The sequence below is a fragment of the Snodgrassella sp. W6238H11 genome, from assembly GCF_016100525.1.
Classification (GTDB): Bacteria; Pseudomonadota; Gammaproteobacteria; order Burkholderiales; family Neisseriaceae; genus Snodgrassella; species Snodgrassella alvi.
The window spans coordinates 196,477-221,671 of the sequence record NZ_JACFSH010000003.1 but is presented as its reverse complement, the minus strand read 5'-3'; the positions used below and the strand labels follow the sequence as shown (position 1 = coordinate 221,671).

Here is a 25,195-nt window from a genome sequence, read left to right as displayed (position 1 = left end):
AGTATGGCTGACTATCTATTTCAGTCTGAAAATTACATTAATCATAACTTTATCGAGCACAAGCCATGAGCATACCCATTTCCCATGAATTGCTGCAATCGCTTGCCAGCCTTTCACCAACACAACTGGCCTGGCTGTCCGGCTATGCATGGGCAAACAGTCAGCAGCAAAATACGGTTTCTCCGGCAGCGTTGCCGGTATCTGGTGTTGCAGAACCGGTTGCAGCACGCAAGGTACTGGTTTTATCTGCTTCACAAACCGGTAACGCACGTCGTGTGGCAGAAAGTCTGCAACTGAAACTTGAAGCTGCCGGTATTAATGCAGCTTTAATCGCCAGCGGCGACTATAAAATCAAGCAGCTCTCCAGTGAAGATATTCTTTTGCTGGTAACTTCAACGCAGGGCGAAGGCGAACCCCCGGAAGAAGCTTTACCACTATATAAATATCTGTTTGGTAAAAAAGCACCGGCTCTTAATCAGCTTCACTTTGCGGTACTGGGACTGGGAGACAGCAGTTATCCGCAATTTTGTCAGTGTGCTAAGGATTTTGATAATCAACTGGCTCATCTGGGGGCGCAGCGCCTTGCTGAACGAACAGACTGTGATGTCGACTATCAGAGCAGTGCCGCAGCATGGCAAGATAAAATTATTGCTCTTATCAGTGAGCTGAATAACACTAATAGCGCAAACATAAGTAATGAGGTTCAGCAAAGTGTAGTCGCTGCACAAACTGCGGTATTTACCAAAGCAGCACCATTCAGCGCTACCTTAAGTTTGCGCCAGCGGATCACCACACCTGAAGCCAACAAAGATGTCGAACACATCGAAATCGATTTAACCGGTTCTGGTATCCGTTATCAGCCCGGGGATGCACTGGGTGTGTTTTATCAGAATGCAGCCACATTGGTAGAAGAAATTTTGCAGCATACTCAGGTAGACCGGGATGCACTGGTTCGACTGGCTGACGGACGTGAAATAAGCATCGGAGAAGCTTTACAGAATGAGCTGGATATTACTCAGAATACACCTGCTCTGGTGCAAAACTATGCCCGGCAGATACAAAATGCCGAACTGGATGAAATCGTAGCTGACAGTACAGCCTTGAAACAGTTTATTGCCACCACTGCGCCAGTCAGTGTGCTGGCAGCCTATCCGCATTTAATTGATGCACAGGCATTACATGATTTATTTCGTCCGCTTACACCGCGCCTGTATTCAATTGCTTCAAGTCAGGATGAAGTTGGCGAGGAAGTTCATCTGACCGTGGGTGTGGTGCGTTTTATTCAGCGTGAACGGCAATATACAGGGGGTGCGTCCGGTTTTCTCGGTGAACGTTTGCCGGAAGGGGAAGCAGTACGCGTATTTATTGAAGAAAATCACCGTTTCCGCTTACCTGAAGATGGTAATACCCCCATTATCATGATTGGTGCCGGTACAGGTATTGCACCGTTTCGCGCATTCATGCAACAGCGTGATGCCAATGGTGACGCAGGTGAAAACTGGCTGTTTTTCGGTAATCAGAAATTTACTGATGATTTTCTTTATCAGGCCGAATGGCTGCAATACCGCAAAAGCGGTTTACTAACACGTTACGATTTTGCCTGGAGCCGTCAGGAAAACGAAAAGGTTTATGTACAGCATAAATTGCGGGAGCGTGCACAGGATATCTGGGAATGGTTACAGCGCGGAGCGCATATTTATGTTTGCGGCGATGCCGGCAAAATGGCTCGTGACGTTGAGCAGGCACTGCTGGATATTGTTACTGAGCAGGGTAAACTCAGCTCTGAAGATGCTGATGAATATCTGAGTGAACTGCGTCAGCAGCAACGCTATCAGCGTGACGTATACTAACAGCAGGCCTGATTCTTAAAACCGGATTCACAGATACCGTAAAAAAACATTAATATCAGGTTGTGTTTACTACTGATTGTTAATATTTTTATGCTTTTTTCATATCAAATGTTTGGCTGGATGCTGGGATTATTAATACTGTGCTGGGCAGTATTTCGAACCAGACTGTTTGCATTTATGGATAATCCCGGTAGCCGGCGGATAGAGCGACTGGATGGTCTGCGCTTTATATTAGCTTTCAGTGTAGCCATGCATCATTATGTTTACAGCTATTATTATTTGCACGGTCAGCCATGGACACCGGCCGTATTTGTCCATAATCTGCTCAATCTGCGTCTTGGTGCATTCGCTGTTACTTTGTTTTTCATGCTTTCAGGTTATCTGTTTGCGCATTCTGGCCCCGTTTCGTGGATACAGTTTTATCAGAAGCGTCTGCTGCGCATTGCACCGGTATTTTGTTTATCTTCTGCCTGCTGTATATTACTTGCACTGTATTTTCAAAGACATACACTGGTTACACGTGATATGCTGCTTAATCTGTATTACTGGTTTGATGCCGGTATTACTGGCATTAAACCAGGATTATTCGGTATGCAGGACGCCCGATTGATTAATGCAGGTGTATATTGGACGCTATACTGGGAATGGGCATTTTATTTTTCCCTGCCACTGATATGTATTCTGCGCCCGAAAACCGGTTTACTGCCTCTGGCAATAATCGTAATATTTATTGCCGTTTATCTGATTGCCCCATTTAATCAGCAAAAAGCTTACTTTATTGCCTGTTTTGCCATAGGCGCACTGGCCAGAATATTGTCAGAAACTGTACAGATATCTAAAAAATTCTGTGATATCGGTATCGTGCTGTTACTGGTACTGATTTTTTGTATTACTAATGGTAACTATGACATTAATTTTTTACCACTGTTTGCAATGCTGTTTGGTCTGATTGCGCTCGGTGGCGATATATTCGGGCTGTTACGGCTCAAAGCTTTTATACGGCTCGGTGATGCCAGCTACAGTATTTATTTATTACATGGTATTGGCTGGTTCTGTATGAATAAATATATAGTTTCCCATCATTTAATTTTGAACTGCACACAATACACATTAGTATCTACAGCAGTATTGTTGATTTTACTGACTATCTGTACCCTGACTTTTCAGTATATTGAAAAACCATTTATTGCTTTAGGCCGGCGTAAATTTTCATGGCTGAAAGAATAAACGTTCAAACAAATTTTTCTAGAGTGCGGCAAATGGTTGTATCACGTTCAGAAAACTAATGCTTAGTACAGATACAGATAATTCAGGATTTAATACCACCATAATTCTGCCCGGAACAATTCAGTGATCCGGACAGTATGGTTTGCAATATATTGCTTGCTTTGCAAATAGTTATTTATCCAGCTGATCCTGAGTATCAGTATTCTGCAAAGTTTCATGAATATGCTGTTCTGCACTTTGGGCATCATACGGAGTATCAGTAGCATTATTGTTGCGCGGGTCAAGCTCGGCAGTCATCTGTCCAACATTACCGGATACCGGTACATAAACACTGCGTTCTGAAACAGGGACAGCCGGCTGCATATACGCATATACTGCCAGAATGGTTGCGATAATCGCATATACACTATAGAAGCCGAAATGATTGAACAGCTGCATAACTGAACCCAGAATCAGTGGTGCCACCAGTGAGCCCAAACCATAAACAAACAGCAGACAGCGATTTACTTCCACTGTATTCATATTGGCAGGTAAAACATCATTGGCGCGTGCCAGCCCCAGTGCATACATCGGAAAGCCGCTACAACCGATAGCCAGTGCAATCACGCACTGAGCCCAGATATTACCCGGCAACCCCACTAACAACAGCATGCCACTGATTGCTGCTACCGCAGCTACACAGGCACAGCCGAAAATAGTACGCGGGCGCCCGAATTTATTTGACAGCCAGGCAATAAATAATTGGATGGTAAACCCTCCAATCATTGCAGAACCCAGAAACAGAGATACTTGAGGCAGACTGTAGCCCAGTTTCAGCATAAATACCGAGCCCATGGTGAAAAAGCCATTAATAAAAATCCCTGCCATAAAACAGGCGATCCATGCCAGTGGTACAATGGAAAAGACGTGCGGCAGGCTGATACGTTCACGTTTAGGAATTTCCGGTTGCTGCATACGGGTCAGCCCTACCGGTAACGTGGCCGCAATCACCAGAATAGCAGCCAGTGTAAAAATGTTATTACTGGTCATATTCAGGCTTAGCAGCAGAACGCTGGTTGCTGACGACATGTAATATACTACTTCGTACAGAGCCAGAATCTTGGCGCGGTTCTGAGGAACGCTGCGTGCTGTAAACCAGCTTTCCACTACCATTAATAAGCTGTAGTGACAAAAACCCAGTAATGCACGCAAAACCCCCCACATCCACAACTGTTCTACCATCAGATGGGCGAGCGCGGCAATAGCAAACAATGCACCAAATACGCTGAAGCTGCGGATATGTCCTACGCGTGAAATAATCCGGTGAGAAACAATAGCAGAAATCGTACCACCAATAAAAAAGGCAGCATTCAGCACACCGATGGTAATATTACTGACTCCCATTTGAGTCGGCTTTACCCCGGCAGAATTCAGAATAAGCCCGTAACCGGAAAACAGAAAAAAAATAGAACCATATAAAGACAAAAACTGGCGCGTGTGCATGCTGATACCGATAATTAAATAATGGCCAAGCCTGACATAAAACTACTATTAATGTAAAGTCTGTTACTGAGCGGACAAATAATTAAATTATATCTACATTGATTATTCAGGTTTTGCAAAATACTCCTTCTGAGTTGATGCAGCCTGAGATTTAACAGTATTTAGTAGTGATTATTCGGCATGAAATTTTCTCTGGCGATGTAAAATAAACAACCAAAATTTTCACTTCATCTGAATAAATTTTATTCGGATAAAGAGATTAAACACAATTAGCAGTACAAATTACAGGTATAAAACTGTCTGTATATTTTAAATTTGTTAATAAAATCAGATTCAGTTTAAAAATATACTGTATACGGATAAAAACCATATTCCATTTTCCAAATTAAGTTTTAAGTTAGAAATGTAATGCCAATATATAAATTATTTGCATACCAGTATGTCTTATATTGTTAAATACTCATTCTGAGTTGATGTATCTTAATATTCAGATATATAAGAAGATTGTCTGTATGTAGAAATGGTAAAGCGTAATTAATAACATAGCTGGCATAGTATTGAACAAGTTTTAAGGACATCAGATCTGATTCAGATTTCGTGGGGTAATCTGATTCATGCTCACTAAACGGATAAATGATAAAGCGTAAAGTTTGTGTGTCTTGTTCATTTTCCAGAGTGTACTTAACATGATTGAACTCATAGGAACATGAGTTTGTCTCGTCTATAGATGTGCATACTTTATTATCTTCGAAGTCACTAAGCTCAAAATCAGGATCAAATGCTTTACTAATAAGCTGAATAGATTGCTGGCATTTTTTCATGTCGGCTGATTTATTATTTGAGAATTGTTCACAGGTAAGTTCAAGTCGGCCTACCAACTCAAAAACGCTATTCATGTCGAGGTAGATATTAGATTTAAAGAGATAAATGATTTTAGATTGAAAGTTTTCATCTTTTTTAATAGGTTTCAGATTATATCGATATTGTTTATTTAAAGTATTGAATTTTTCTATAAAATCAGATGCTTCAATTTGATAAATGGGTCGGCTTATTACCACGGTTGCTAATGCTGAGTAAGAGATTAGCTGACAGACAACAAAAATAATGGCTATAAATATTTTTTGCATTTGGCTATCTCTGGGTTTAAAAAAGTAAGAATTCAATAGTTATCCAGCATTAGGCGTTACTGGAGAATATAAGAATGTAAATATCTGTTTTATTTTATAGATATTATGTTGTTTCAATGAAAAATAGAATGATTTAAATCAAAATTTAAGGATTTTGACTAGTGATATTATCAATTCAGCGGGAATAAATATTAAACCATAACCTTGTACCTGTTTAGATAATTTCTGCGCTTATTTAGTAGTAATTTTTATCGGTAAGGCACTATTCAGATGTGCGGACATGCAGGCTGTAGCAGTAAAAATCCATACAGATGTATTCAGTTCACAGCAAATGGTTTATTAACAGACTTAACCGGTTAATAATGATCCGGGTAGTGATAGTAAACTTGATATGATATAAAATTTTTTAAACTGATTGATGCTGATAACAAAAATAGTCAATCAGATACTGGTGAGTATCAAGTGGTGTAAGTTTATCCTGCGCAAAGAATACGGGCAATAGTGCTATTGCCTGCCCCTTTTTAACAATATTTAACAGCTGGCTGAGAGAATCAATGGTAATAATATTAGTCAGCTGCGGATATATTGCTAAAGTTTTGGCACGTAAGGGACAATCTGCATCGTTGTTAATCAGGACAGGTAAATGCAGATGAGTAGTAACTTCGGAACTTTTTAAAAAGGCAACAGGTAAATATCCGGTTTCTGTTAAATCATAATCTTTATGCTTAAATTTTTTAAAAGTAATGACTTTATCATAATTATGCTGATTAATTTCATTTTCTATTTCACAGGTTTTTTTAATAACAATATCTGTTGATTCTATTTGATATTCAGTCTTTTCAATAACAATAAACTGAAACAGAAGTTCTGAAATTAATAATAAAGGTTTGACAGATTTAAATGATAATTTTATTTGTGCAAATTTTTCCAGTGTTGAATTGCTAAAAGCATAAAACTGATGGCCTTGTGCTGTTGGTTTCATTCCATCAAAACTACGGATAAAAAGCGTTGCCCGTAATTCATGTTCCATCTTTTTCAGATGTGCGGTCAGATTAGATTGTGAATAGCCTAAAATTTTTGCTGCTTTATTAAGACTTTTAACGTCATAAACTGTTTTAAAAATCATTAATCCTTTGAAATCCATATGTTGTATATGCCTATCATTTTTTCTGATAACTCAATCGCAGATTAGAATTATTCAAAATTTAATTAAATTTATAAACTGAATTACATCGTTTAAAGCGGGAATTCAGTATGCAGGCTATGCAATATAAAATTAGTTTACCAGCCGATTATGATATGAATATTATCAAAGATCGTATTCAAGATAATGGTTTTAAAACAGATGGCTTTGAAGATTTATTATTTAAGGCTTATATAATTGCTGATAAAAAGAGTGGCAACACAGGCAATGGATATTGTCCTCTTTATCTTTGGAAACAAACCAAAGGAATGAACAAATTTATTTTCGAGGGCTATTTTGACAATATTATTAATTCTTTTGGCTGGCAAAAAATCAATATTGGTATTACAGCAGAAGTGGAATTGACAAATGATTTCTCACAAAGCCGGTATGTATCAGAAGAAAATTTTTCTATAGCAGAACAAGTACGGTTAAGAGATTTTTCTTTTCAAAGTGCTGAGTATAAAAATAAAACTGGTAAAGTGATTATTTATAATCCTGATAAATGGCGTTATGCCGCATTTACTTTTTTTAAAGACAAACCAGCCATAAATAATCAGAATCTGTATCAGATTCTCCATCTTTCGCTTGATGCAGGGGATGGTCAAAAATAAATTAATCAGATTGTTCAATGAATGATAACAATAGATAACTAACTTGTTTTTACTTTATGTTTTTCTTTGATATCCGGTGCCATAGAAATGCTGAAAAATCAATGAGTACAAGAGAGCCGGAAAAACGGTTACAACTGTGTGAATAACCATTATGCTGAGGGGCACATCAGACAACCGATAAGCCGGGTTCTGTCTCGGACAGTCATTCATCTGGGCGGCACATTACTGTGCCGCTCTAGCAACCTACCCGAATGCTCGGCGAGCAGCGTCAGTGCATTCTGTTTGGTCTTGCTCCGAATGGGGTTTAGCCTGCTACACGTTGTTACCAACGGCACGGTGCGCTCTTACCGCACCATTTCACCCTTACCTGTGCTGTGGTTTCCCATAGCCATCGGCGGTTATGCTTTCTGTTCCACTTTCCGTCGCCTCACGACGCCCGGCTGTTAGCCGGCATTCTGCTCTGTGGAGCCCGGACTTTCCTCCATGCATGTATATTATGCACAGCGACTGTCTGGTATGCTGATGTGCCTGCAGGATTCTAACACAAACCACTGAAAGCTGATTTATATTTCAGATTATGTATAATGATTTGTCTTATTATTTTTCTGGCTGCCGTATTTGCTGGTACAGCCGCTATGGCTCATCTATGCAGAAAGCCCGCGCAATATGTTACTGAACCGATTTTTCAGCTGGTTTGAAAACCGCATTGATACTTATCCGGATATGCTTCCGCAACCGCCGAAAAAAGGTGTGTTACCGTTTATCTGGAGTTGTCTGGAAGGAGCACGCCTCTGGCTGCTGTTGATGGTTGTCATGACCATAGGTACCGGTATTCTGGAGGCTCTGGTATTTCGCTTCCTTGGTACGGTAATCGACTGGCTTGGCGCTTATTCACCAGACAGGTTATGGCCGGAAAAAGGACATGAACTGCTGCTGATGGCTGCTGTGCTGATATTCAGTATTATTTGGTCATTTCTTTCTTCCAATGTACAGTTTCAGACTCTTCAGGGCGCCTTTCCGATGCGCTTGCGCTGGAATTTCCACCGCCTGATGCTCGGGCAGAGTATGGGTTTTTATCAGGATGAATTTGCAGGAAGGGTTTCTGCCAAGGTAATGCAAACCGCGCTTGCAGTACGTGATACGGTAATGTCTGTGGCCAATATGCTGGTTTATGTACTGGTTTATTTTGTTACCAGCGGGGTAATACTTGCCGGTATGGACAGCTGGTTATTGCTACCTTTTATTCTGTGGATAGTGCTGTTTGTCATGGTACTCAGATTTCTGATTCCTAGGCTGTCTGAAACTGCTCAGAGGCAGGCAGATGCCCGCAGTCTGATGACCGGTCGTATTACTGATGCCTACACCAATATTGCTACGGTGAAGCTGTTTTCACACAGTGCGCGTGAAGCCGCCTATGCCAAAGCATCAATGCAGGAATTTCTGGTAACCGTGAATGCGCAGATGCGTCTGGCAACCCTGCTGGATAGTCTGAGCACCATGATTAATACTTTACTGGTAGTCGGTTCTGCTGGTCTGGGTATCTGGCTGTGGACGCAGGGGCAGGTGGGTGTCGGTGCTATTGCTACGGCGACAGCCATGGCCTCACGGATTAATGGTCTTTCACGCTGGGTAATGTGGGAAAGTGCGCGTCTGTTTGAAAATATCGGTACGGTGGAAGATGGTATGAAAATACTTTCCCGTCCGCATGCTATTGTTGATAAACCTAAGGCACTGCCGTTAACAGTTAATCAGGGTGCGATTGATTTTGAGCATGTAAACTTTTCTTACAGTGAGGATAAACCGCTGCTGCGCGATTTTAACCTGCATATCCGAGCAGGTGAAAAAGTGGGTCTGGTCGGACGCAGCGGTGCCGGTAAAACTACACTGACCAATCTGCTGCTGCGTTTTTATGATGTACAGGGCGGGCGTATTCTGATTGACGGGCAGGATATCCGCGATGTAACACAGGACAGTCTGCGTGCAGCACTGGGGCTGGTGACACAGGATACTTCTCTGCTGCACCGTTCGGTACGTGACAATATAGTTTACGGGCGTCCGGATGCCTCTGATGAAGAAATGATACGGGCAGCACAGCAGGCAGCAGCGGATGGTTTCATCCCGTCACTGGAAGACTCTAAAGCAAGACATGGATATGATGCACATGTGGGTGAGCGCGGTGTGAAGCTGTCTGGCGGACAGCGCCAGCGGATTGCCATAGCCCGTGTAATTCTGAAAGATGCGCCGATTCTGCTGCTGGATGAAGCCACCAGTGCTCTGGATTCAGAAGTAGAGGCCGCCATTCAGGAAAATCTCACCCGGTTAATGCAGGGCAAAACGGTTGTGGCAATTGCTCACCGGCTGTCAACGATTGCTGCAATGGATCGGCTGATTGTGATGGATAAAGGGCAGATAGTTGAGCAGGGCACACATAGTGAGCTGCTGGCGAAAAATGGTGTTTATGCTATGCTGTGGCAACGGCAGAGCGGTGGTTTTTTGCCTGAAGCCTGATATACATCAGATATGTTAAAAATCTTTCCGTTAATATATAACTGTTCTAAAATGGTTTGTATTGATTAGGAATAAGTCACTACATAATAAAGGGAGAAGCAGTATGGGTATTAATACACATACCGACCTCGTTCACACATTACAGGGAATTGTCGGGCATGAATATACTCTGACTGATCCCGCACGTACTCTGCCTTACCGTCAGGGTATTCGTTTCGGAGTTGGTGATGCGCTGGCTGTTGTGATACCGGGTACACTGGTGGAGCAGTGGCGGGTATTAAAAGCCTGTGTTGAAGCTGATGTGATAGTTATCACTCAGTCTGCCAATACCGGTCTGACAGGTGGTTCGACACCGGATGGTAATGATTATGATCGCCCGATTGTCATTGTCAGCACACGCCGGCTGGATGGTATTCAGGTGATTGAAAATGGTGAACAGGTAGTCTGTTTGCCCGGCAGCACACTGTTCCGTCTGGAAAAAGAGCTGAAACAATATCAGCGTGGTCCGCATTCGGTTATCGGTTCATCCTGTATTGGTGCCTCCGTGATGGGCGGAGTATGTAACAATTCAGGCGGTGCGCTGATTCAGCGCGGTCCGGCCTACACTCAGATGGCAGTGTTTGCTCAACTGGATGAAAAGGGTCAGTTGCATCTGGTAAATCATCTTGGTATCGAACTGGGCGATGAACCGGAAACTATTTTACAGAATCTGCAAAATCATAAATACAGCGATCAGGATATCAAACATGATGCCGGTATGGGACATGACCACGAATACCGCAACCATGTACGCGAAATAGATGCAGATACGCCGGCACGTTTTAATGCCGATCCGGCACGGCATTATGAAGCTTCCGGCAGCGCCGGACGTCTAATGGTCTTTGCTGTTCGTCTGGATACTTTCCCGCTGGAGAAAAAATCTGCGGTTTTCTATATCGGCAGTAATGATACCCACGAGCTGGATGATATTCGCCGCCATATTCTCAGCAAGTTTAAAAATCTGCCGGTTTCCGGTGAGTACATGCACCGTGAGGCTTTTGATATTGCTGCGGCATATGGTAAAGATACTTTTGTTGCCATTCAGAAATTCGGTACGGATGCCATGCCGCGTCTGTTTGCCTTTAAGAATTTTGTTGATCGTATCATGGCGAAAATTCCGTTTTTTCCGAAGAATTTTTCTGACCATTTTGCGGTATTTATGTGTAAATTTCTGCCGCAGCATTTACCTCAGTCCATTCGTGATTACCGCGACCGTTACGAACACCATCTGATTCTGAAAATGGCTGATGACGGTATTGAGGAAGCAGAAGCATTTCTGAATACTTTTTTCCAGCAGAAAACCGGCAGTTATTTCCGCTGTAATGAAAAAGAGGCCGAAGCGGCAATGCTGCATCGTTTTGCCGCAGCCGGCGCAGCGACTACCTATCGTAATGTGCATAGCGATACGGTAGAAAATATTGTTGCACTGGATGTGGCTTTACGGCGTAATGACAGCGAATGGTTTGAAACCCTGCCTGACAGTATTAATCAGCATTTCATCCATAAAATGTATTATGGCCACTTTTTCTGTCATGTTTTCCATCAGGATTATATTGCCCGCAAAGGTACCGATTGCAACAAAGTTGAAGATGAGATGCTGGTACTGCTTGATCAGCGTGGAGCCCAGTATCCGGCTGAGCACAATGTCGGTCACTTGTATCATGCCAAACCGGCTTTAAAGCAATTCTACCGGCAGCTGGATCCTACCAATAGCTTTAATCCGGGTATTGGTAAAACTTCAAAGAAAAAATACTGGGCTGATTAAGCTGACAAATAAATCAGTATTTTCTGAAAATCATTGCTGATAAAGGTATTTGGAAAAGATAGTATTTACGTCTGAAATATACCGCTGAGCGCCTGCTGATTTGTCAGGCGTTTTTTTTTGACTGATGAAAAGGCAGGTTGATTATTTATGAATAGTATTAATTAACCTTAGTAATTCAGACCTCTTAATCCTGTTGCCTGCAAAGACTATGCTGTTTCTGCGATTAATCACAAAAGGAATAGTACGATGCAACAACGTTATTTAGGCAGTAGCCGTCTGGCTGTTTCTGCTTTGGGGCTGGGATGTATGGGGCTGAGTTTCGGATATGGTGCGGCAACAGAAACCGGAAAAGCCATTGAGCTGATTCGTTCTGCTGTGGCACAGGGTGTGACTTTTTTTGATACGGCAGAAGTCTATGGTCCTTATCTGAACGAAGAATTAGTCGGTGAGGCTTTGAAACCTTACCGGCAACAGGTAGTGATTGCCACTAAGTTTGGTTTTACGTTTGGTGATGATAATAAACAGCAGATTTTAAACAGCCGTCCGGAGCATATTCGTCAGGCAGTCGAAGGTTCATTGCGGCGGCTGCAAACAGATGTGATTGATTTATTGTATCAGCATCGGGTCGACCCTGATGTGCCGATTGAAGATGTTGCCGGAACGGTTAAGGATTTGATTTCTGAGGGAAAGGTAAAACATTTTGGTTTGTCTGAAGCCGGTGCTGCTACCATTCGCCGGGCTCATGCAGTACAGCCTCTGACTGCGTTGCAAAGTGAATACTCAATGTGGTGGCGCGAGCCGGAAAAAGAAATTTTGCCATTGTTGCAGGAGCTGGGAATTGGTCTGGTACCGTTCAGCCCGCTGGGTAAAGGCTTTTTAACCGGTACCATTAATTCAGCTACTGTATTTACTGCCGATGATTTCCGCCGGCGTGTACCGCGCTTTACTCCTGAAGCACGGGCAGCGAATGAAAATCTGACCACTCTGATCAATAAACTGGCTCAGGCTCATCAGGTTACTCCGGCTCAGATTGCGCTGGCATGGCTGCTGGCACAAAAACCATGGATTGTTCCGATTCCGGGCACTACCAGACCAGACAGACTTCAGGAAAATCTGGCTGCGGCCGATATTCAGCTAACTGCCAGTGATGTTGCTGAAATTAATCAGGCTCTGGAGCGTGTTTCTATTGTGGGTGAGCGTTATCCTGCTGACCAGCAGGCACGTGTAGGGCGTTAATCAGGAAAGGATAAGGGAGGCTTATATGGTTTCCCTTATTCAACTAGTCGTAAAGCATCAATCATCATAGCAAAGGCACGGGGGTGCTGTTTGCGGCTGGGATAATAAAGGTAATAGCCCGGAAAAGCAGGGCACCATTCTTTCAGTACTTGTACCAGCTGACCGGATGCCACCAGTGCTGTGATCATATCCTCAGGCACGTAGCCAATACCAAAACCCGATAACACGGCGTCTATGCGCTCAGGTAACTGATTGAAAGTGAGTTGCCCGTTTACTTTAATGCGCAGTGGTTTGCCGTCTTTTTCAAACTCCCACTGATAAAGTGCGTTGGCACTGGGTAAGCGTACATTGATACACTGATGATGCTGTAAATCATATGGAGTGGCCGGTATAGCGTGAGTCTTGAAATAATCTGCTGATGCCACAACGGCCAGACGTATTTCAGAGCTCAGTTTAATGGCTATCATGTCTTGTTCGAGGCTCTCTCCAAGGCGTACTCCGGCATCAAAACCATCCTGCACGATATCTACAAAATGGTTATCGATAAATAACTCAACATTAATTTTCGGATGTTCTTTCAGAAATGGTTTCAGTTTTGGCCAGAGTACCGTATTTGCCGCATGTTCACTAACAGACAGCCGAATATTGCCGCTGGCCGTACCATTTTGTTCAACCAGATTCTGTAATGTAAATTCAAGCTCATTTAATCGTGGTTCCAGATAAGCAATAATCTGTTCACCTATATCAGTAGGCGCCACACTGCGTGTTGTCCGAGTCAGTAAACGTGTTTGCAGTTTTTGCTCCAGAATTTTAATCGCGTGGCTGAGCGCAGACTGTGTCATTCCCAGTTTACGGGCTGCTCTGGTAAAACTTCGCTCTTTGGCTATTGTCAGTAAATACTGAAATTCATTGAAATTTTCTCTGAGCATGTTGCTATTCCCCCTGCTGAATTTAATCATGATTTGCAGCAGTAATGTAATTTATACATTAAAACAATGTGGTGTTATCAGCAACCTTATTCTGTGACAGAGAATATATAAACCTTGCCGTGAAATACACTGATTATGCAGCTTAGCAATATAGTTTGTGGTGATAAACGCAAAGAAGGAGAGGCGCGAACAGGTAAAATCCGTGTACAATATTATTAAAGACAGCCTGCTCAAGCAGGCTTTAATTTATCATAACAGGCAAAATGCTGTTTTATCAGGATATACTGCTGGCATTGCAGCGGTAACATTCCGGTTTGGATGATGCAACACACAGGATAACAATACAATGGATAGCCACAGCAATCTCAGCGAACTGGAACGCCTGCATCTGGATACCGATCACATATGTGAGCTGGTTGCTATTCTTTTGCCGGTTGCCGAGCATATCCATTCGCATACTCAGTCATACCTGCAAACACCGGAGCAGGAACAGGCACTGACTGAACTGATTGCTGCTCTGCACGAGCTGCATCCTGCCGATATGGCTACCCTGCTGGAGTCACTGCCGCTACAGGAACGTATGCTGGTGTGGAAGCTGGCTACACCTACTGAAGATGGTGAGGTATTACTGGAGGTTTCTGATCCGGTACGTGAAACCCTGATTGAAAGCATGGCGCAGCAGGAACTGCTGGCCGCTGTGGATAATCTGGATGCAGACGAACTGGCCGAGCTGGCTCCGGATTTGCCCAAAGAAGTTGTTTATGAAGCCATCAGCAGCCGTGATGAAGAAGAGCGGGCACAAATTACTGCGGCAATGTCATTTGAAGACAATCAGGTTGGCGCACTGATGGATTTTGAGCTGGTGAGTATTCGGGCAGATGTAACCTGTGAGGTGGTCTTGCGTTATTTACGCCGCTTTGAACGTTTGCCCGACCATACCGATAAAATCTTTGTAGTCGATAATTACGATGTTCTGCAAGGCGTTTTACCGATACGCAGTCTGTTGGTTGCCGATCCGGATTTACTGGTCTCGACAGTTATGGCCGATGATGTGGTTACCTTCCGTCCTGAAGACGATGCTGAAGAAGCAGCAGCGGCATTTGAGCGCTATGATCTGGTCACTGCACCAGTAGTAGACAGTAACCGCAAACTGATCGGACGTATTACCGTTGATGAAATGGTGGATGTGATTCGTGAAGAATCAGAAACCGATATGCTGAATATGGCCGGTTTACGTGAAGAGGAAGACCTGTTTGCGCCGGTAGTGGATTCAGTAAAAAACCGCTGGATATGGCTGGCTGTCAATTTGTGTACGGCTTTTGTTGCCAGCCGTGTAATTGGTATGTTTGAAAACTCAATTGAAAAAATTGTTGCGCTGGCAACACTGATGCCGATTGTGGCCGGTATTGGCGGTAATTCCGGTAATCAGACCATTACCATGATTGTGCGCGCCATGACCTCCGGACAAATCAGTAACAGTCAGGCATGGCGGTTACTGCGCAAAGAAGAGGGTGTTGCTCTTGTAAATGGTATTATCTGGGGTTCTGTGATGGGGCTAGTTTCCTATTTCCTGTATCACAGCGTAGGTATTGGTCTGGTTATGGTGGCTGCAATGACACTGAATCTGTTACTGGCTGCCACGGTTGGCGTACTGATACCGGTAATTATGCAAAAATCCGGCCGCGATCCGGCACTTGGCAGCAGTGTGCTGATTACTGCTGTTACTGATTCCGGCGGCTTTTTTATTTTTCTCGGTCTGGCCACCCTGTTTTTGTTATAAACCTGTCTTAAAGAATAGATAATGAATACAGATACGCCAATCACTCTTGATAGCTGGTTACACAACTGCGGTTTGCCGCGACTGGAAGCACGAATGCTGCTTCAGCAGGTACTGGATATCAGTCATGGCTATATTATCGCCCATGGTCAGCAGCTAATCAGCAGCAGTGATCAGACCAGACTGAATCAACTGGCACAACGGCGGCTGGCTGGTGAACCATTGGCCTATCTGCTCGGATGGCGTGAATTTTACAGCAGGCGTTTTCAAGTTACAGAAGCTGTACTGATTCCGCGGCCGGAAACGGAATATCTCGTAGATGCGGTTTTAGCACATTTACCTGAGCACGGAGTTGTGTGGGATTTAGGTACAGGCAGCGGAGCCATTGCGATTACCGTAGCCTGTGAACGTCCTGATGCACAGGTATGGGCGGCTGATATCAGTGCAGAGGCACTGGCAGTTGCGCGTACCAATGCTGTAGCCCTGCAGGCAGACGTATCTTTCGGACAAGGTTCATGGTATCAGGCTCAGCCGCAGCCGGCAGTTAACAGTGTGGACGTAATTGTATCCAATCCTCCTTATATTGCCATACATGATCAACACTTGCAGCGGGGGGATTTGCGCTTTGAACCGCAGCATGCGCTCACCGATAATCACAACGGTCTGACTGCATTTCAAACTATTATTACCGGCGCTGCACATTTTCTGCGTCCTGATGGCTGGTTATTACTGGAACATGGCTTTGATCAGGGAGAAGCAGTCCGCACAATGTTAGCGCAGAATAATTTCAGTCAGATTCACACACAGCCTGATCTGGCAGGTCTGGAAAGAGTAACACTAGGACAGAGAAAATAATTTCCAGGTAAATCAATGAGCCAATCATTTATTCACCAGAATTAATTTTATATTGATGTAATCAGTATAATTCGGCAAGAATATAAAAATATTCTTGCCAAATTAAATATTTCAATAGAATTTTTAATAATGAAAACTACATCTGATCTCAGAAGAGATTAATCACTGAAGATATCAATTATTAATGACATCAGCGATACAATAAGATCGGTAAACGGCCACAAAATAGTCGACAGTATGCCACTTACAATCAAAAGCAGAATAATCCATGTTCCATATGGTTCGAGTTTACGGTATTCCATCGAAGCTTTTGGTGACAGAAAACTGTCAACAAAGCGTGCACCCGGTTGCGGAGGAATCGGCAGGAGACTGAAAAAGCAGAACATAGCATTAACATAAATACCCATCATTCCCATCATTGCCATTGGTTTCTGAAAATATTCCGGCACCCACTGACTGATAATCACAACAATGGTCCAGCACAGACATAAGAGCAGGTTAGCCAGAGGGCTGGCAATGGCTACCAGACGCTCTCCCTGACGTCTGTTTTTAAAATTTCGCGGGTCAATTGGTACTGGTTTGGCCCAGCCAACCATGAGAAAGCCTGACAAAAGAATCATAGTTGCCAGCGGGATAATAATTGTTCCGACAATATCAATGTATTTAGCCGGATTCAGACTCAGCCGACCCATCGTTTCAGCTGTACGGTCACCGCAAAAGCGTGCCACATAACCACAAACTGCTTCCGGGAGCGTAAGCCCAAGCAGAATCGGCAAGATTGCCAGAAGTAAGAAAGCCAGATCAAATTTCTGCAAAGTAAAATCCTTAAAATACAAATAGAAAATTCTGTATCAAAACAGTTATGATACCAGTGAAAATTTTACAAACCAAATAGTGCAGCATCCCCTTTACCCTGCCGTATCAGCGTAATATCCTCGGTCATATCAATGACGGTTGTAGGTTCAATACCGCACCAGCCACCATCTATCACCAGATCCACTTCATGTTCGAGCTGATCCCGGATATCATAAGGGTCAGTTAACGGTTCATCATCATGAGGCAGCATCAGTGTGCATGACAGCATGGGTTCATTCAGATTCTGCAATAAAGCCAGAGCTATACGATTGTCTGGAACACGTAAACCGATGGTTTTGCGTTTTGGGTGAAGAGTACGTGCTGGTACTTCTTTGGTAGCCTGCAAAATAAATGTATAACTTCCGGGTGTTGCTGCCTTGAGCAGCCGGAACTGGCTATTATCTACACGCGCATAAACGCCCAGCTGGCTGAGATCATGACACATCAGAGTTAGATGATGTTTCTGATCAATGCCGCGTATACGTAAAATTCGCTCCATTGCCTGTTTATTGCCCGGCAGGCAGCCCAATGCATAGCAGGAATCCGTCGGATAAACAATCACTCCGCCACCACGAACAATATCTGCTGCCTGATTAATCAGTCGTTCCTGAGGATCAGTAGGATGGATAGCAAAAAACTGTGCCATAAAAATTCCTCATTTTGTATTTATCAATCTAACCAGTTATTGTAAACATAAGCCCGCCACACCAACAGAGAATAATATGTCTGACTAACTATTTATTTAGAAGTATTACCGGCAGTAAACAGCCAGCACATATTCAGACAGGTATCAGCACAAATAGAAAATTGCTGAAAAATTCAGCATTCAGCCTGAAATTCGCTACCAGTGCCGGTAAACTGTCTTATCAGAGCACATAATTTCTGTACGGCATCAATATATTGCGGCGTTACCGTTCCATTCCTGCCTGAGTTACTGCGACCATAAATATCGTTAATCCCCATTACTATGCTTCTACTGCCGTTCCGCTGACGGGCAGTAGTTCTGGCGGTTTTAACTCGGCGCAGATTTTTAAATTAATGCAGGAAACGTAGTTACCGATTAATATCAGAGTATAAATTATCAATAATGATTAATTTTTATTATTTTTAATTGAAAATAATAGTGTCAACAGTATCGGATTAATGTATTAGTGGTGAAATAACTACAAAACACTAATTATAATCAGCTCATTGACATAAAAATCACTGATTATTTTTGACTACCTGTAAAACCTGATTTACAGTACGCCACTCTGTCAAATTATCAACATTGCAACGGAAAGGAATAATTATGTTTGTACTACCTATCCCTTGCAGGTCAATCCAGGGCTGATTACATCCTGATCCTTGGCTACGGCCTGCCAATTTATTACTCAGCATGCAAATCCTGTTCATTTATGATGAACATGGCTGACTATTGCTTGCTTATTACCAAATAAAATAATTGGAATGGATCAGAATGGGCAATTCTATTCAGCAGCTGGCGGACAATATTACCCTGATAACATCACCAGAACTCTGGTTAGAGGGCGAAGCCATCCGGCAGCTAGAGACAACTGCAAAACTTCCCGATATTAAATACGTTGCCGGTATGCCGGATTTACATCCCGGCCGCGGTTATCCGGTAGGTGCAGCTTTTTTTACTACCCAATATCTTTATCCGGCACTGATTGGCGGGGATATTGGCTGCGGAATGGCATTATGGCAAACCACAGTTAAAATCCGGGCAATGAATCAGGCTAAGCTGATTAAGCGTCTGGATAATATTGACCAGCCGCTATCAATCACAGAATGTACAGCTTTATGGCCGGAAATTCTGCCATTAAATAATCATACCTATGCTTCAGGAACCATTGGCAGCGGTAACCATTTTGCAGAACTGCAAATGCTGGAAACAGTTTATGCACCGGAAATCATCCGGGAGACCGGACTGGATAAACAGCACCTGCAACTGATGGTACATAGCGGTTCACGCGGGCTGGGCGGCATGATTCTGGATAAACATACCCGCCAGTACGGGCATCAGGGATTAATCGCCGATAGTCCTGCCGGTAAAGAATATCTGATGCAACACAATCTGGCTCTGGATTATGCACAGCAGAACCGCGAGCTGATTGGCAGACGTATTCTGGCTAACCTGCGTCAGCAGGGGCAAAAACTGCTGGATATCAGCCATAACTTTATAGAACCGGTAACAATCAATAAGGAGTATGGCTGGTTACACCGGAAAGGTGCTGCGCCTGCCAACAGAGGATTAGTGATTATTCCCGGTTCTCGTGGTGATTTCAGCTATCTGGTACAGCCACTGGAGACCGTTTCCTCACTATATTCTCTGGCACACGGTGCAGGGCGTAAATGGCAGCGCTCTGCCTGTAAGAGCAGGCTGGCAGAACGCTATACAGCAGAACAGCTAACCCGTACAGCACATGGCAGCAGAGTAATCTGCTGTGATCGTGAACTGTTATATGAAGAAGCCCCTCAGGCATATAAATCAATTGAAAGTGTAATCGCAGCCATGGTTCAGGCTCAGCTAATCAGACCGGTAGCACGCCTTAAACCAGTGATTACTTATAAAGTTCAGACGGAGAAGACATAATGCAACTTTTGCAATTATCTGCTGCTTACGGACCAGCTGAATGTTGTCTTGCCGTTGTCAAAGCATTAGCACGTTTACAATATGAAGCTAAACAGAAACAGGTTGAAGTACAAGTTCTGGAACAGGAACCGGCTAAACACGGGCTGCATTCGGTACTGGTGAGCTTAGAGGGTACCCAGGCCAAAGCACTGGCTGATATGTGGCAGGGTACTGTTCAATGGGTTTGTACCAGCCCTTATCGCCCGCAGCACAAACGAAAAAACTGGTTTATCGGAGCGAGTTGTTTTAATCCTGTTGTTCAGCAGTACTCTGATGAAATTGTATTTGAAACCATGCGTTCATCTGGAGCAGGCGGACAGCACGTTAATAAAACAGAATCAGCAGTCAGAGCAACACATACAGCCAGCGGTATTAGTGTTAAAGTGCAATCAGAGCGCAGCCAGCATGCTAATAAAAAACTAGCTGTGCTGTTGCTCCAGCATAAGCTGTTGCAGCAGGAACAGCGATTGCAGGCAAGCAATAAGGCGGCTCATCATAAACACCATCATCAGATAGCCCGCGGCAATCCGGTACGAATATTTACCGGCATGGATTTCAAAGCTTTGTAGTAGTAAGCAGGCAACCTGATATCTTCATAGTTGCCTGTTTTATTTCCAACATTAATCTAACGAGTATCCGTTTAGAATAAATTTACAAAAAAAATGAATATTGACATATATCATATAAATAAATCTGGTTTTTGATAAAATAAATTAATTTACATAATTAATTAAATGTCATAATGAAAAAATATATATTAGAGCCTTATGTTGCTTTCGATCCTGATACGGCAACATATTTATTTACCAAGAATATTAAATTAGAAGAAAATCAATCACCGGCGCCTCAAATATCCCGGGAGATATTTAAAATATATTTTCCTAAAAAAATTTTTTTTAGCGGCATAATTATTTATATCATCGATATTGCATGTTTTTATTTGCAAAAATTTTTTTTAGAGGAAAATGCAATACCTAGAACAGCTATAGAATCTATTCAGATACTCGTGATTATATTTTTACTGATATCTATAGCACAAATTGTCGGAATAATTCGTGAAATCAGAAGATTAAAAAATTTATACCAAGAAATTAACTGGCCTGCTGAATATCATTATGTGTTTTTTGAAGAAGGAATCTTAATCAAATCAGTTGACATGGAAGGTATTTTTTATTGGGATGATTTTATGAGCATTATTTTAACGTCGAATACATTAGCGTTTAATTTATGCCCGGCCGGAACCCAAAAAGGCAATATATTTATCAAACACTATCCGCGTTTACATAATTTCTATCTTTTTACTGATATAGATGAGCAAATAAAAACATTAATTACTTCAATAAGTCAGAGATATAAAAAATTAGTTGTATTTAGATAGCATTTGTTTCATTAACTGATAATGAAAACCTTTCCGTAAATTCTTAGCTGCTTTAATGCCATGATAGCTATTGGTAATCTTATCAGTGCCGTTATATAACCTGATGCGGGTAACTAAGTCTGGTTTTCTCCGCATCAGAATTCAAATTTTTAAAACCTTCGTCTGAAAATATCTGGCAAGAACGATAAAAATATAACTAAAATAATCCAGCCAAAAACAATATTGCCTTATCAAGACCAAATTTCAACCAAAAGCATTCTTAATTAATTACATAATTTTAAACAAATTAAACATTGAAATTTACCTTAAAATTACAATATAAACCATTGATAATAAATATATATTTTATTATTGTCTTTCTAATATTATAAATATTAATTACTTTAGGATATTGAGCGATATTCAGAATAATATCTTTTATTGATTTCATGATACATTTATTAAAATCAATAATTTATGTTTATTTATCTGAAGCTGCGGTTATTATTGTTTAAAAGGAACCGTTAATGAATCCCATCTATCTCAATATCATTTTCAAAATGCTGGTCGCATTTTGTATTCTGTTAGTCTACATCAACTTATCCGGTAAAGGGTCTCTGGCGCCCATTTCTGCTATTGATCAGGTAGGTAACGTGGTTTTAGGGGCAATTATTGGCGGTCCGCTATATAATCCGTCCATAAGTATTACCCTACTTATGAGTGCTTCCATTTTTTGGGCAGGATTACTGTTACTGGTACGTTACACCACATTTAAGCGCAATATTGCTAAAGATTTTGTTGACGGTACCTCTATACGCTTAATGGAAAATGGAATCGTACTTTCACAGAATTTTCGTAAAGCAAAACTGTCTATCCGTGATTTTATTATGTTACTCCATCAGCGTGGCTATAACAGTCTGGAAGCACTCAGTGATGTCTGGTTTGAATATAATGGTCAGATGACCGTAGTAAAAAAAGGTGATCCCTCCATGGCCGTTGTTGTAGTAGAAAATGGAGTAGTGAATTACCCAAGTTTAAAATCTCTGGGGCATGACGAAAAATGGCTGGAAAATGAGCTGAACCGGTTAGGAGAAAAACTGGATGATGTTTTTCTGGCAGAAGTGCATGATAATAAGCTTTGGGTTTATCCAGATGTGCAAAAAAGTAGCGGAAACTAGTTTGATTAAACTTAGTTTGTAAATTTTATGCCATTTATCATGTGGCATCGTATTGAGATAAAAAATTTTTCTGATTCTTAGCTGGCTGTTACCGGCAGCAATACCCAGTATTTTGCAGTGATAATGAATTTCTCAGCAAATATGCGATAACATATCAATGTTGGTGATAATGAAGTGCAAAGTCTTGCTGGAACAAATCATAATGAAAATAGAAAACAAGTTGGGTAATGCTGCATCTGAAATCGAAGTAAAACCATACTCTCCACTCTATGCTACTGAAATATGCGATTTGTTTCATTCGACTATTCATGCTATTGATACCGATATTTATAGCAAAGCAGAGCAAGAAGCATGGTGCCCAACACCACCAGATTATCAGATGTGGTTAAAACGTTTAGATAACACTCAGCCTTGGATGGCTATCTTTGGCTCACGCCTTGCGGGGTTTATTGAACTTAAAAATGATGGTTACATAGACTGTTTTTACGTGCACCCTGACTTTCAAAAACGTGGCATAGCCAGAAAACTCTATGACCATGTGCTTAACTTGGCCCACCAGAAAAAGCTTTCACAATTAAGTGTAGATGCTTCAAAAGTGGCCATGCCAATTTTCAAAAAATGGGGTTTTATAATAAAGCAGGCTAACAAAATATCCAGAGAAAATCAGGTACTGATAAATTACCATATGTATAAACCACTTTGATTTTTATAGAGACCTCTGTTAAGTAGAAAACTTTATAAAGATAGCAGAAAATGAAATACACATCTGGTTTACCTATAATGAAGAAATAAATCCCGAATTTGCTTTGACCAACTATGTCCAATTTTTGAATTATCAGGAATTGGAGCAGTGGCAAAAATTATTCTTTAACAAGTATAAACACCAATATTGGGTAACCCGAATGTTAGTGCGTGATGTTCTGAGCAGAGATCTACAAAGTATTCCTGCCGAAAATATAGAATTCAAAACTAATAATTATAAGAAGCCCTATAGCTACATTGTCTCAGAAATTAAAAGCTATAACGGGAAATAATAAAAATCATTTTATATTGATGAGAATATTTATAACTTGGAAATATTCTTAATGAACTCTACATCCATTAAAAAATCATAAAGTGGTAATAACTGTTTAAAGCCTTGGGTCAGTTTATTTGGTAAATCCCTGTCAAGTATATCCTCGATATGATTATTGGTTGCCATTACAGCAATACTTTTCCGGTTGTACCATGTTGCAATCTTTTTATCCTGCTCTTTAACTAAAGGACGTTTATAACTATCACCAACAAGCTCAAACGGTTTCTTCACGCACCTCATAACTTTTAAAAACACTTCCGGTTTATTCAGTATTTCTTCACGGAAAATGTCCATGGTTTGTTTGGGTGCACAATAATAACCAAGCCCATATCGATAAGTATCGGGACTAATTTCAAAAAAATAGGCAGGTGCCTCTTTCCAGTCGCGGCTTGGACGTTTGAATGTCAGCCATAAACGGCTGCGATAAAGAGATTTATCTTTTGAGAAACGGGTATCACGATGAATACGTGATATCGTTTTACCAATAGCCGGGCGAGTTTCAAATTCTTTGTCGATTTTCAACATTTCAGGAGTTAACTGTTCAACCAGTGCCCGAAATGGCTGTATCAATTCATGGTCATAAATTGAACGATGCTCATCAAACCACGGCTTACTATTATTAATCCGGATATCTTGTAAAAAATTAAGTCCAGCCTGCGTAAATCCGTTGAATTTATACATTAATCACCCTTTAAATATTCCAGAAAACGCACTGGATTTTCGGATTATTTACCTTATTTTTATCTTACCTAAGTAGTTAGAGTTAATCCAGTATTCAGGCAGAGTAAATAAACTGGTTGAAAATTAATTTTTAATATAATTTCTGATTTCCGAGCTTATCTGAACATAACACTGCTGTTTACATTCCAGTGTTTCCGTGTCGAGCCTCATATAATTAATCTAAAGTTTTACGGATATCTGATATTAATCATGGAAGCTTTGAATCGATAACCAATATTACTGAGACTTTGAAAGATTTAATAAATATATATATACCGAGCAGTGATCCATTTGAAAATAATATTGTTAACTTTACAGGTTAATATGTGATTGATATGCCTAATTAAGATATTTTTCGATATCTGAAAATATTTTCAGTACAGAAAGATTCTGCATACCTTTTCTGCTTTTATATGTTCAAAGCCATTAAACCTGCATTTTTGATATTGTCGCTTTACATTTATTAGTCAGATATTGAATCTGGTTGTATCAATCAGCTTGTTGTGAAATGGATAATTAAGATAAATCGCAAAGACTAATAAAAATAAATCAGTAAAATCGGCAATCGAAAACCAGAAATATCTATTTTTGAAATGATGTTCAGAGAATGAATAAAACAAAATGTCCTGTTTTAAACAGGACATTTTAGGAATCTGGATGCGGGGGCAGGATTCGAACCTACGACCTTCGGGTTATGAGCCCGACGAGCTACCGTGCTGCTCCACCCCGCGTCTGGTAAGGGAGCTATTATACGGATAATCAGCCTTATGTCAACTAAAAAAC

The 25,195-nt window shown here is 41.5% G+C and carries 21 protein-coding genes, 1 tRNA gene and 1 other RNA gene; 13 read left to right on the top strand and 10 right to left on the bottom strand.

Annotated features, from left to right (window positions below):
* Positions 1-65 precede the first annotated feature (65 nt).
* Entirely contained in the window at positions 66-1,850 is a 1,785-nt protein-coding gene (locus tag H3V00_RS07480; protein WP_198207359.1) for an assimilatory sulfite reductase (NADPH) flavoprotein subunit, read from the top strand.
* Between the two features lie 90 nt (positions 1,851-1,940).
* A complete protein-coding gene (locus H3V00_RS07475; RefSeq protein WP_198207357.1) occupies positions 1,941-3,077 on the top strand; it encodes an acyltransferase in 1,137 nt (378 codons plus the stop codon).
* A gap of 171 nt (positions 3,078-3,248) precedes the next feature.
* Here H3V00_RS07475 and H3V00_RS07470 read toward each other — a convergent pair whose 3' ends face one another.
* From H3V00_RS07470 to H3V00_RS07460, 3 genes are all read right to left on the bottom strand, one after another.
* Positions 3,249-4,559, bottom strand: coding sequence for an MFS transporter (locus tag H3V00_RS07470; RefSeq protein WP_198207355.1), 1,311 nt, complete (start codon positions 4,557-4,559; stop codon positions 3,249-3,251).
* Between the two features lie 452 nt (positions 4,560-5,011).
* Positions 5,012-5,686 carry a hypothetical protein gene (locus H3V00_RS07465; protein WP_198207353.1) on the bottom strand — a complete coding sequence of 225 codons (675 nt, stop codon included), beginning with the start codon at positions 5,684-5,686 and terminating at the stop codon, positions 5,012-5,014.
* A 406-nt stretch (positions 5,687-6,092) separates the two neighbouring features.
* On the bottom strand, positions 6,093-6,812 hold the full coding sequence (locus H3V00_RS07460; RefSeq protein ID WP_198207351.1) for a LysR family transcriptional regulator: 720 nt from the start codon (positions 6,810-6,812) through the stop codon (positions 6,093-6,095).
* Positions 6,813-6,940: 128 nt separating this feature from the next.
* On the opposite strand from H3V00_RS07460, the gene H3V00_RS07455 reads away from it, so the two are divergent.
* On the top strand, positions 6,941-7,483 hold the full coding sequence (locus H3V00_RS07455; RefSeq protein ID WP_198207350.1) for a DUF4865 family protein: 543 nt from the start codon (positions 6,941-6,943) through the stop codon (positions 7,481-7,483).
* Positions 7,484-7,645: 162 nt separating this feature from the next.
* Here the strand turns inward: H3V00_RS07455 and rnpB are convergent.
* Positions 7,646-8,006: RNase P RNA component class A (rnpB, locus tag H3V00_RS07450), an RNA gene on the bottom strand.
* A 143-nt stretch (positions 8,007-8,149) separates the two neighbouring features.
* On the opposite strand from rnpB, the gene H3V00_RS07445 reads away from it, so the two are divergent.
* The 3 genes from H3V00_RS07445 (at position 8,150) to H3V00_RS07435 (ending at position 13,031) form a co-directional block, all read left to right on the top strand.
* On the top strand, positions 8,150-9,991 hold the full coding sequence (locus H3V00_RS07445; RefSeq protein ID WP_198207496.1) for an ABC transporter ATP-binding protein: 1,842 nt from the start codon (positions 8,150-8,152) through the stop codon (positions 9,989-9,991).
* Between the two features lie 103 nt (positions 9,992-10,094).
* Positions 10,095-11,795: a D-lactate dehydrogenase gene (gene dld / locus H3V00_RS07440; protein ID WP_198207348.1), complete on the top strand. Its 1,701-nt coding sequence runs from the start codon at positions 10,095-10,097 to the stop codon at positions 11,793-11,795.
* 246 nt (positions 11,796-12,041) lie between these two features.
* Positions 12,042-13,031: an aldo/keto reductase gene (locus H3V00_RS07435; RefSeq protein WP_198207346.1), complete on the top strand. Its 990-nt coding sequence runs from the start codon at positions 12,042-12,044 to the stop codon at positions 13,029-13,031.
* A 35-nt stretch (positions 13,032-13,066) separates the two neighbouring features.
* Here H3V00_RS07435 and H3V00_RS07430 read toward each other — a convergent pair whose 3' ends face one another.
* Positions 13,067-13,960, bottom strand: a complete 894-nt coding sequence (locus H3V00_RS07430; RefSeq protein ID WP_198207343.1) for a LysR family transcriptional regulator — start codon at positions 13,958-13,960, stop codon at positions 13,067-13,069.
* 346 nt (positions 13,961-14,306) lie between these two features.
* Here H3V00_RS07430 and mgtE point away from each other — a divergent pair, with 346 nt between their 5' ends.
* Together mgtE and prmC are read left to right on the top strand one after the other, a co-directional pair.
* Positions 14,307-15,740 carry a magnesium transporter gene (mgtE, locus tag H3V00_RS07425; RefSeq protein ID WP_025331738.1) on the top strand — a complete coding sequence of 478 codons (1,434 nt, stop codon included), beginning with the start codon at positions 14,307-14,309 and terminating at the stop codon, positions 15,738-15,740.
* 39 nt (positions 15,741-15,779) lie between these two features.
* Positions 15,780-16,592 (top strand): peptide chain release factor N(5)-glutamine methyltransferase, encoded by an 813-nt coding sequence (gene prmC / locus H3V00_RS07420; protein WP_370570102.1) that lies wholly within the window; start codon positions 15,780-15,782, stop codon positions 16,590-16,592.
* A gap of 158 nt (positions 16,593-16,750) precedes the next feature.
* Here the strand turns inward: prmC and H3V00_RS07415 are convergent, their stop codons facing one another.
* The 3 genes from H3V00_RS07415 to H3V00_RS07405 form a co-directional block, all read right to left on the bottom strand.
* Entirely contained in the window at positions 16,751-17,407 is a 657-nt protein-coding gene (locus H3V00_RS07415) for a site-2 protease family protein (RefSeq protein ID WP_037393709.1), read from the bottom strand.
* A 65-nt stretch (positions 17,408-17,472) separates the two neighbouring features.
* Positions 17,473-18,093, bottom strand: coding sequence for an L-threonylcarbamoyladenylate synthase (locus H3V00_RS07410; RefSeq protein WP_198207339.1), 621 nt, complete (start codon positions 18,091-18,093; stop codon positions 17,473-17,475).
* Positions 18,094-18,266: 173 nt separating this feature from the next.
* Positions 18,267-18,410 carry a hypothetical protein gene (locus H3V00_RS07405; protein ID WP_172397107.1) on the bottom strand — a complete coding sequence of 48 codons (144 nt, stop codon included), beginning with the start codon at positions 18,408-18,410 and terminating at the stop codon, positions 18,267-18,269.
* Positions 18,411-18,906: 496 nt separating this feature from the next.
* Here H3V00_RS07405 and H3V00_RS07400 point away from each other — a divergent pair, with 496 nt between their 5' ends.
* From H3V00_RS07400 to H3V00_RS07380, 5 genes are all read left to right on the top strand, one after another.
* Entirely contained in the window at positions 18,907-20,043 is a 1,137-nt protein-coding gene (locus H3V00_RS07400; RefSeq protein ID WP_198207336.1) for an RNA ligase RtcB family protein, read from the top strand.
* Positions 20,043-20,651 (top strand): peptide chain release factor H, encoded by a 609-nt coding sequence (gene prfH, locus H3V00_RS07395; RefSeq protein ID WP_198207334.1) that lies wholly within the window; start codon positions 20,043-20,045, stop codon positions 20,649-20,651. Before H3V00_RS07400 ends, prfH begins: the two co-directional genes overlap by 1 nt.
* A 173-nt stretch (positions 20,652-20,824) precedes the next feature.
* The gene (locus tag H3V00_RS07390; protein WP_198207332.1) at positions 20,825-21,460 is read left to right on the top strand and encodes a hypothetical protein; all 636 of its coding nucleotides are present in this window, start codon (positions 20,825-20,827) and stop codon (positions 21,458-21,460) included.
* Between the two features lie 506 nt (positions 21,461-21,966).
* Positions 21,967-22,617, top strand: coding sequence for a DUF421 domain-containing protein (locus H3V00_RS07385; RefSeq protein WP_025331730.1), 651 nt, complete (start codon positions 21,967-21,969; stop codon positions 22,615-22,617).
* A gap of 202 nt (positions 22,618-22,819) precedes the next feature.
* Positions 22,820-23,320, top strand: a complete 501-nt coding sequence (locus H3V00_RS07380; protein ID WP_198207330.1) for a GNAT family N-acetyltransferase — start codon at positions 22,820-22,822, stop codon at positions 23,318-23,320.
* A gap of 360 nt (positions 23,321-23,680) precedes the next feature.
* Here H3V00_RS07380 and H3V00_RS07375 read toward each other — a convergent pair whose 3' ends face one another.
* The gene (locus tag H3V00_RS07375) at positions 23,681-24,373 is read right to left on the bottom strand and encodes a DUF2461 domain-containing protein (protein WP_198207328.1); all 693 of its coding nucleotides are present in this window, start codon (positions 24,371-24,373) and stop codon (positions 23,681-23,683) included.
* A 693-nt stretch (positions 24,374-25,066) separates the two neighbouring features.
* Positions 25,067-25,143 (bottom strand) — tRNA-Met (locus tag H3V00_RS07370).
* Positions 25,144-25,195: the final 52 nt, after the last annotated feature.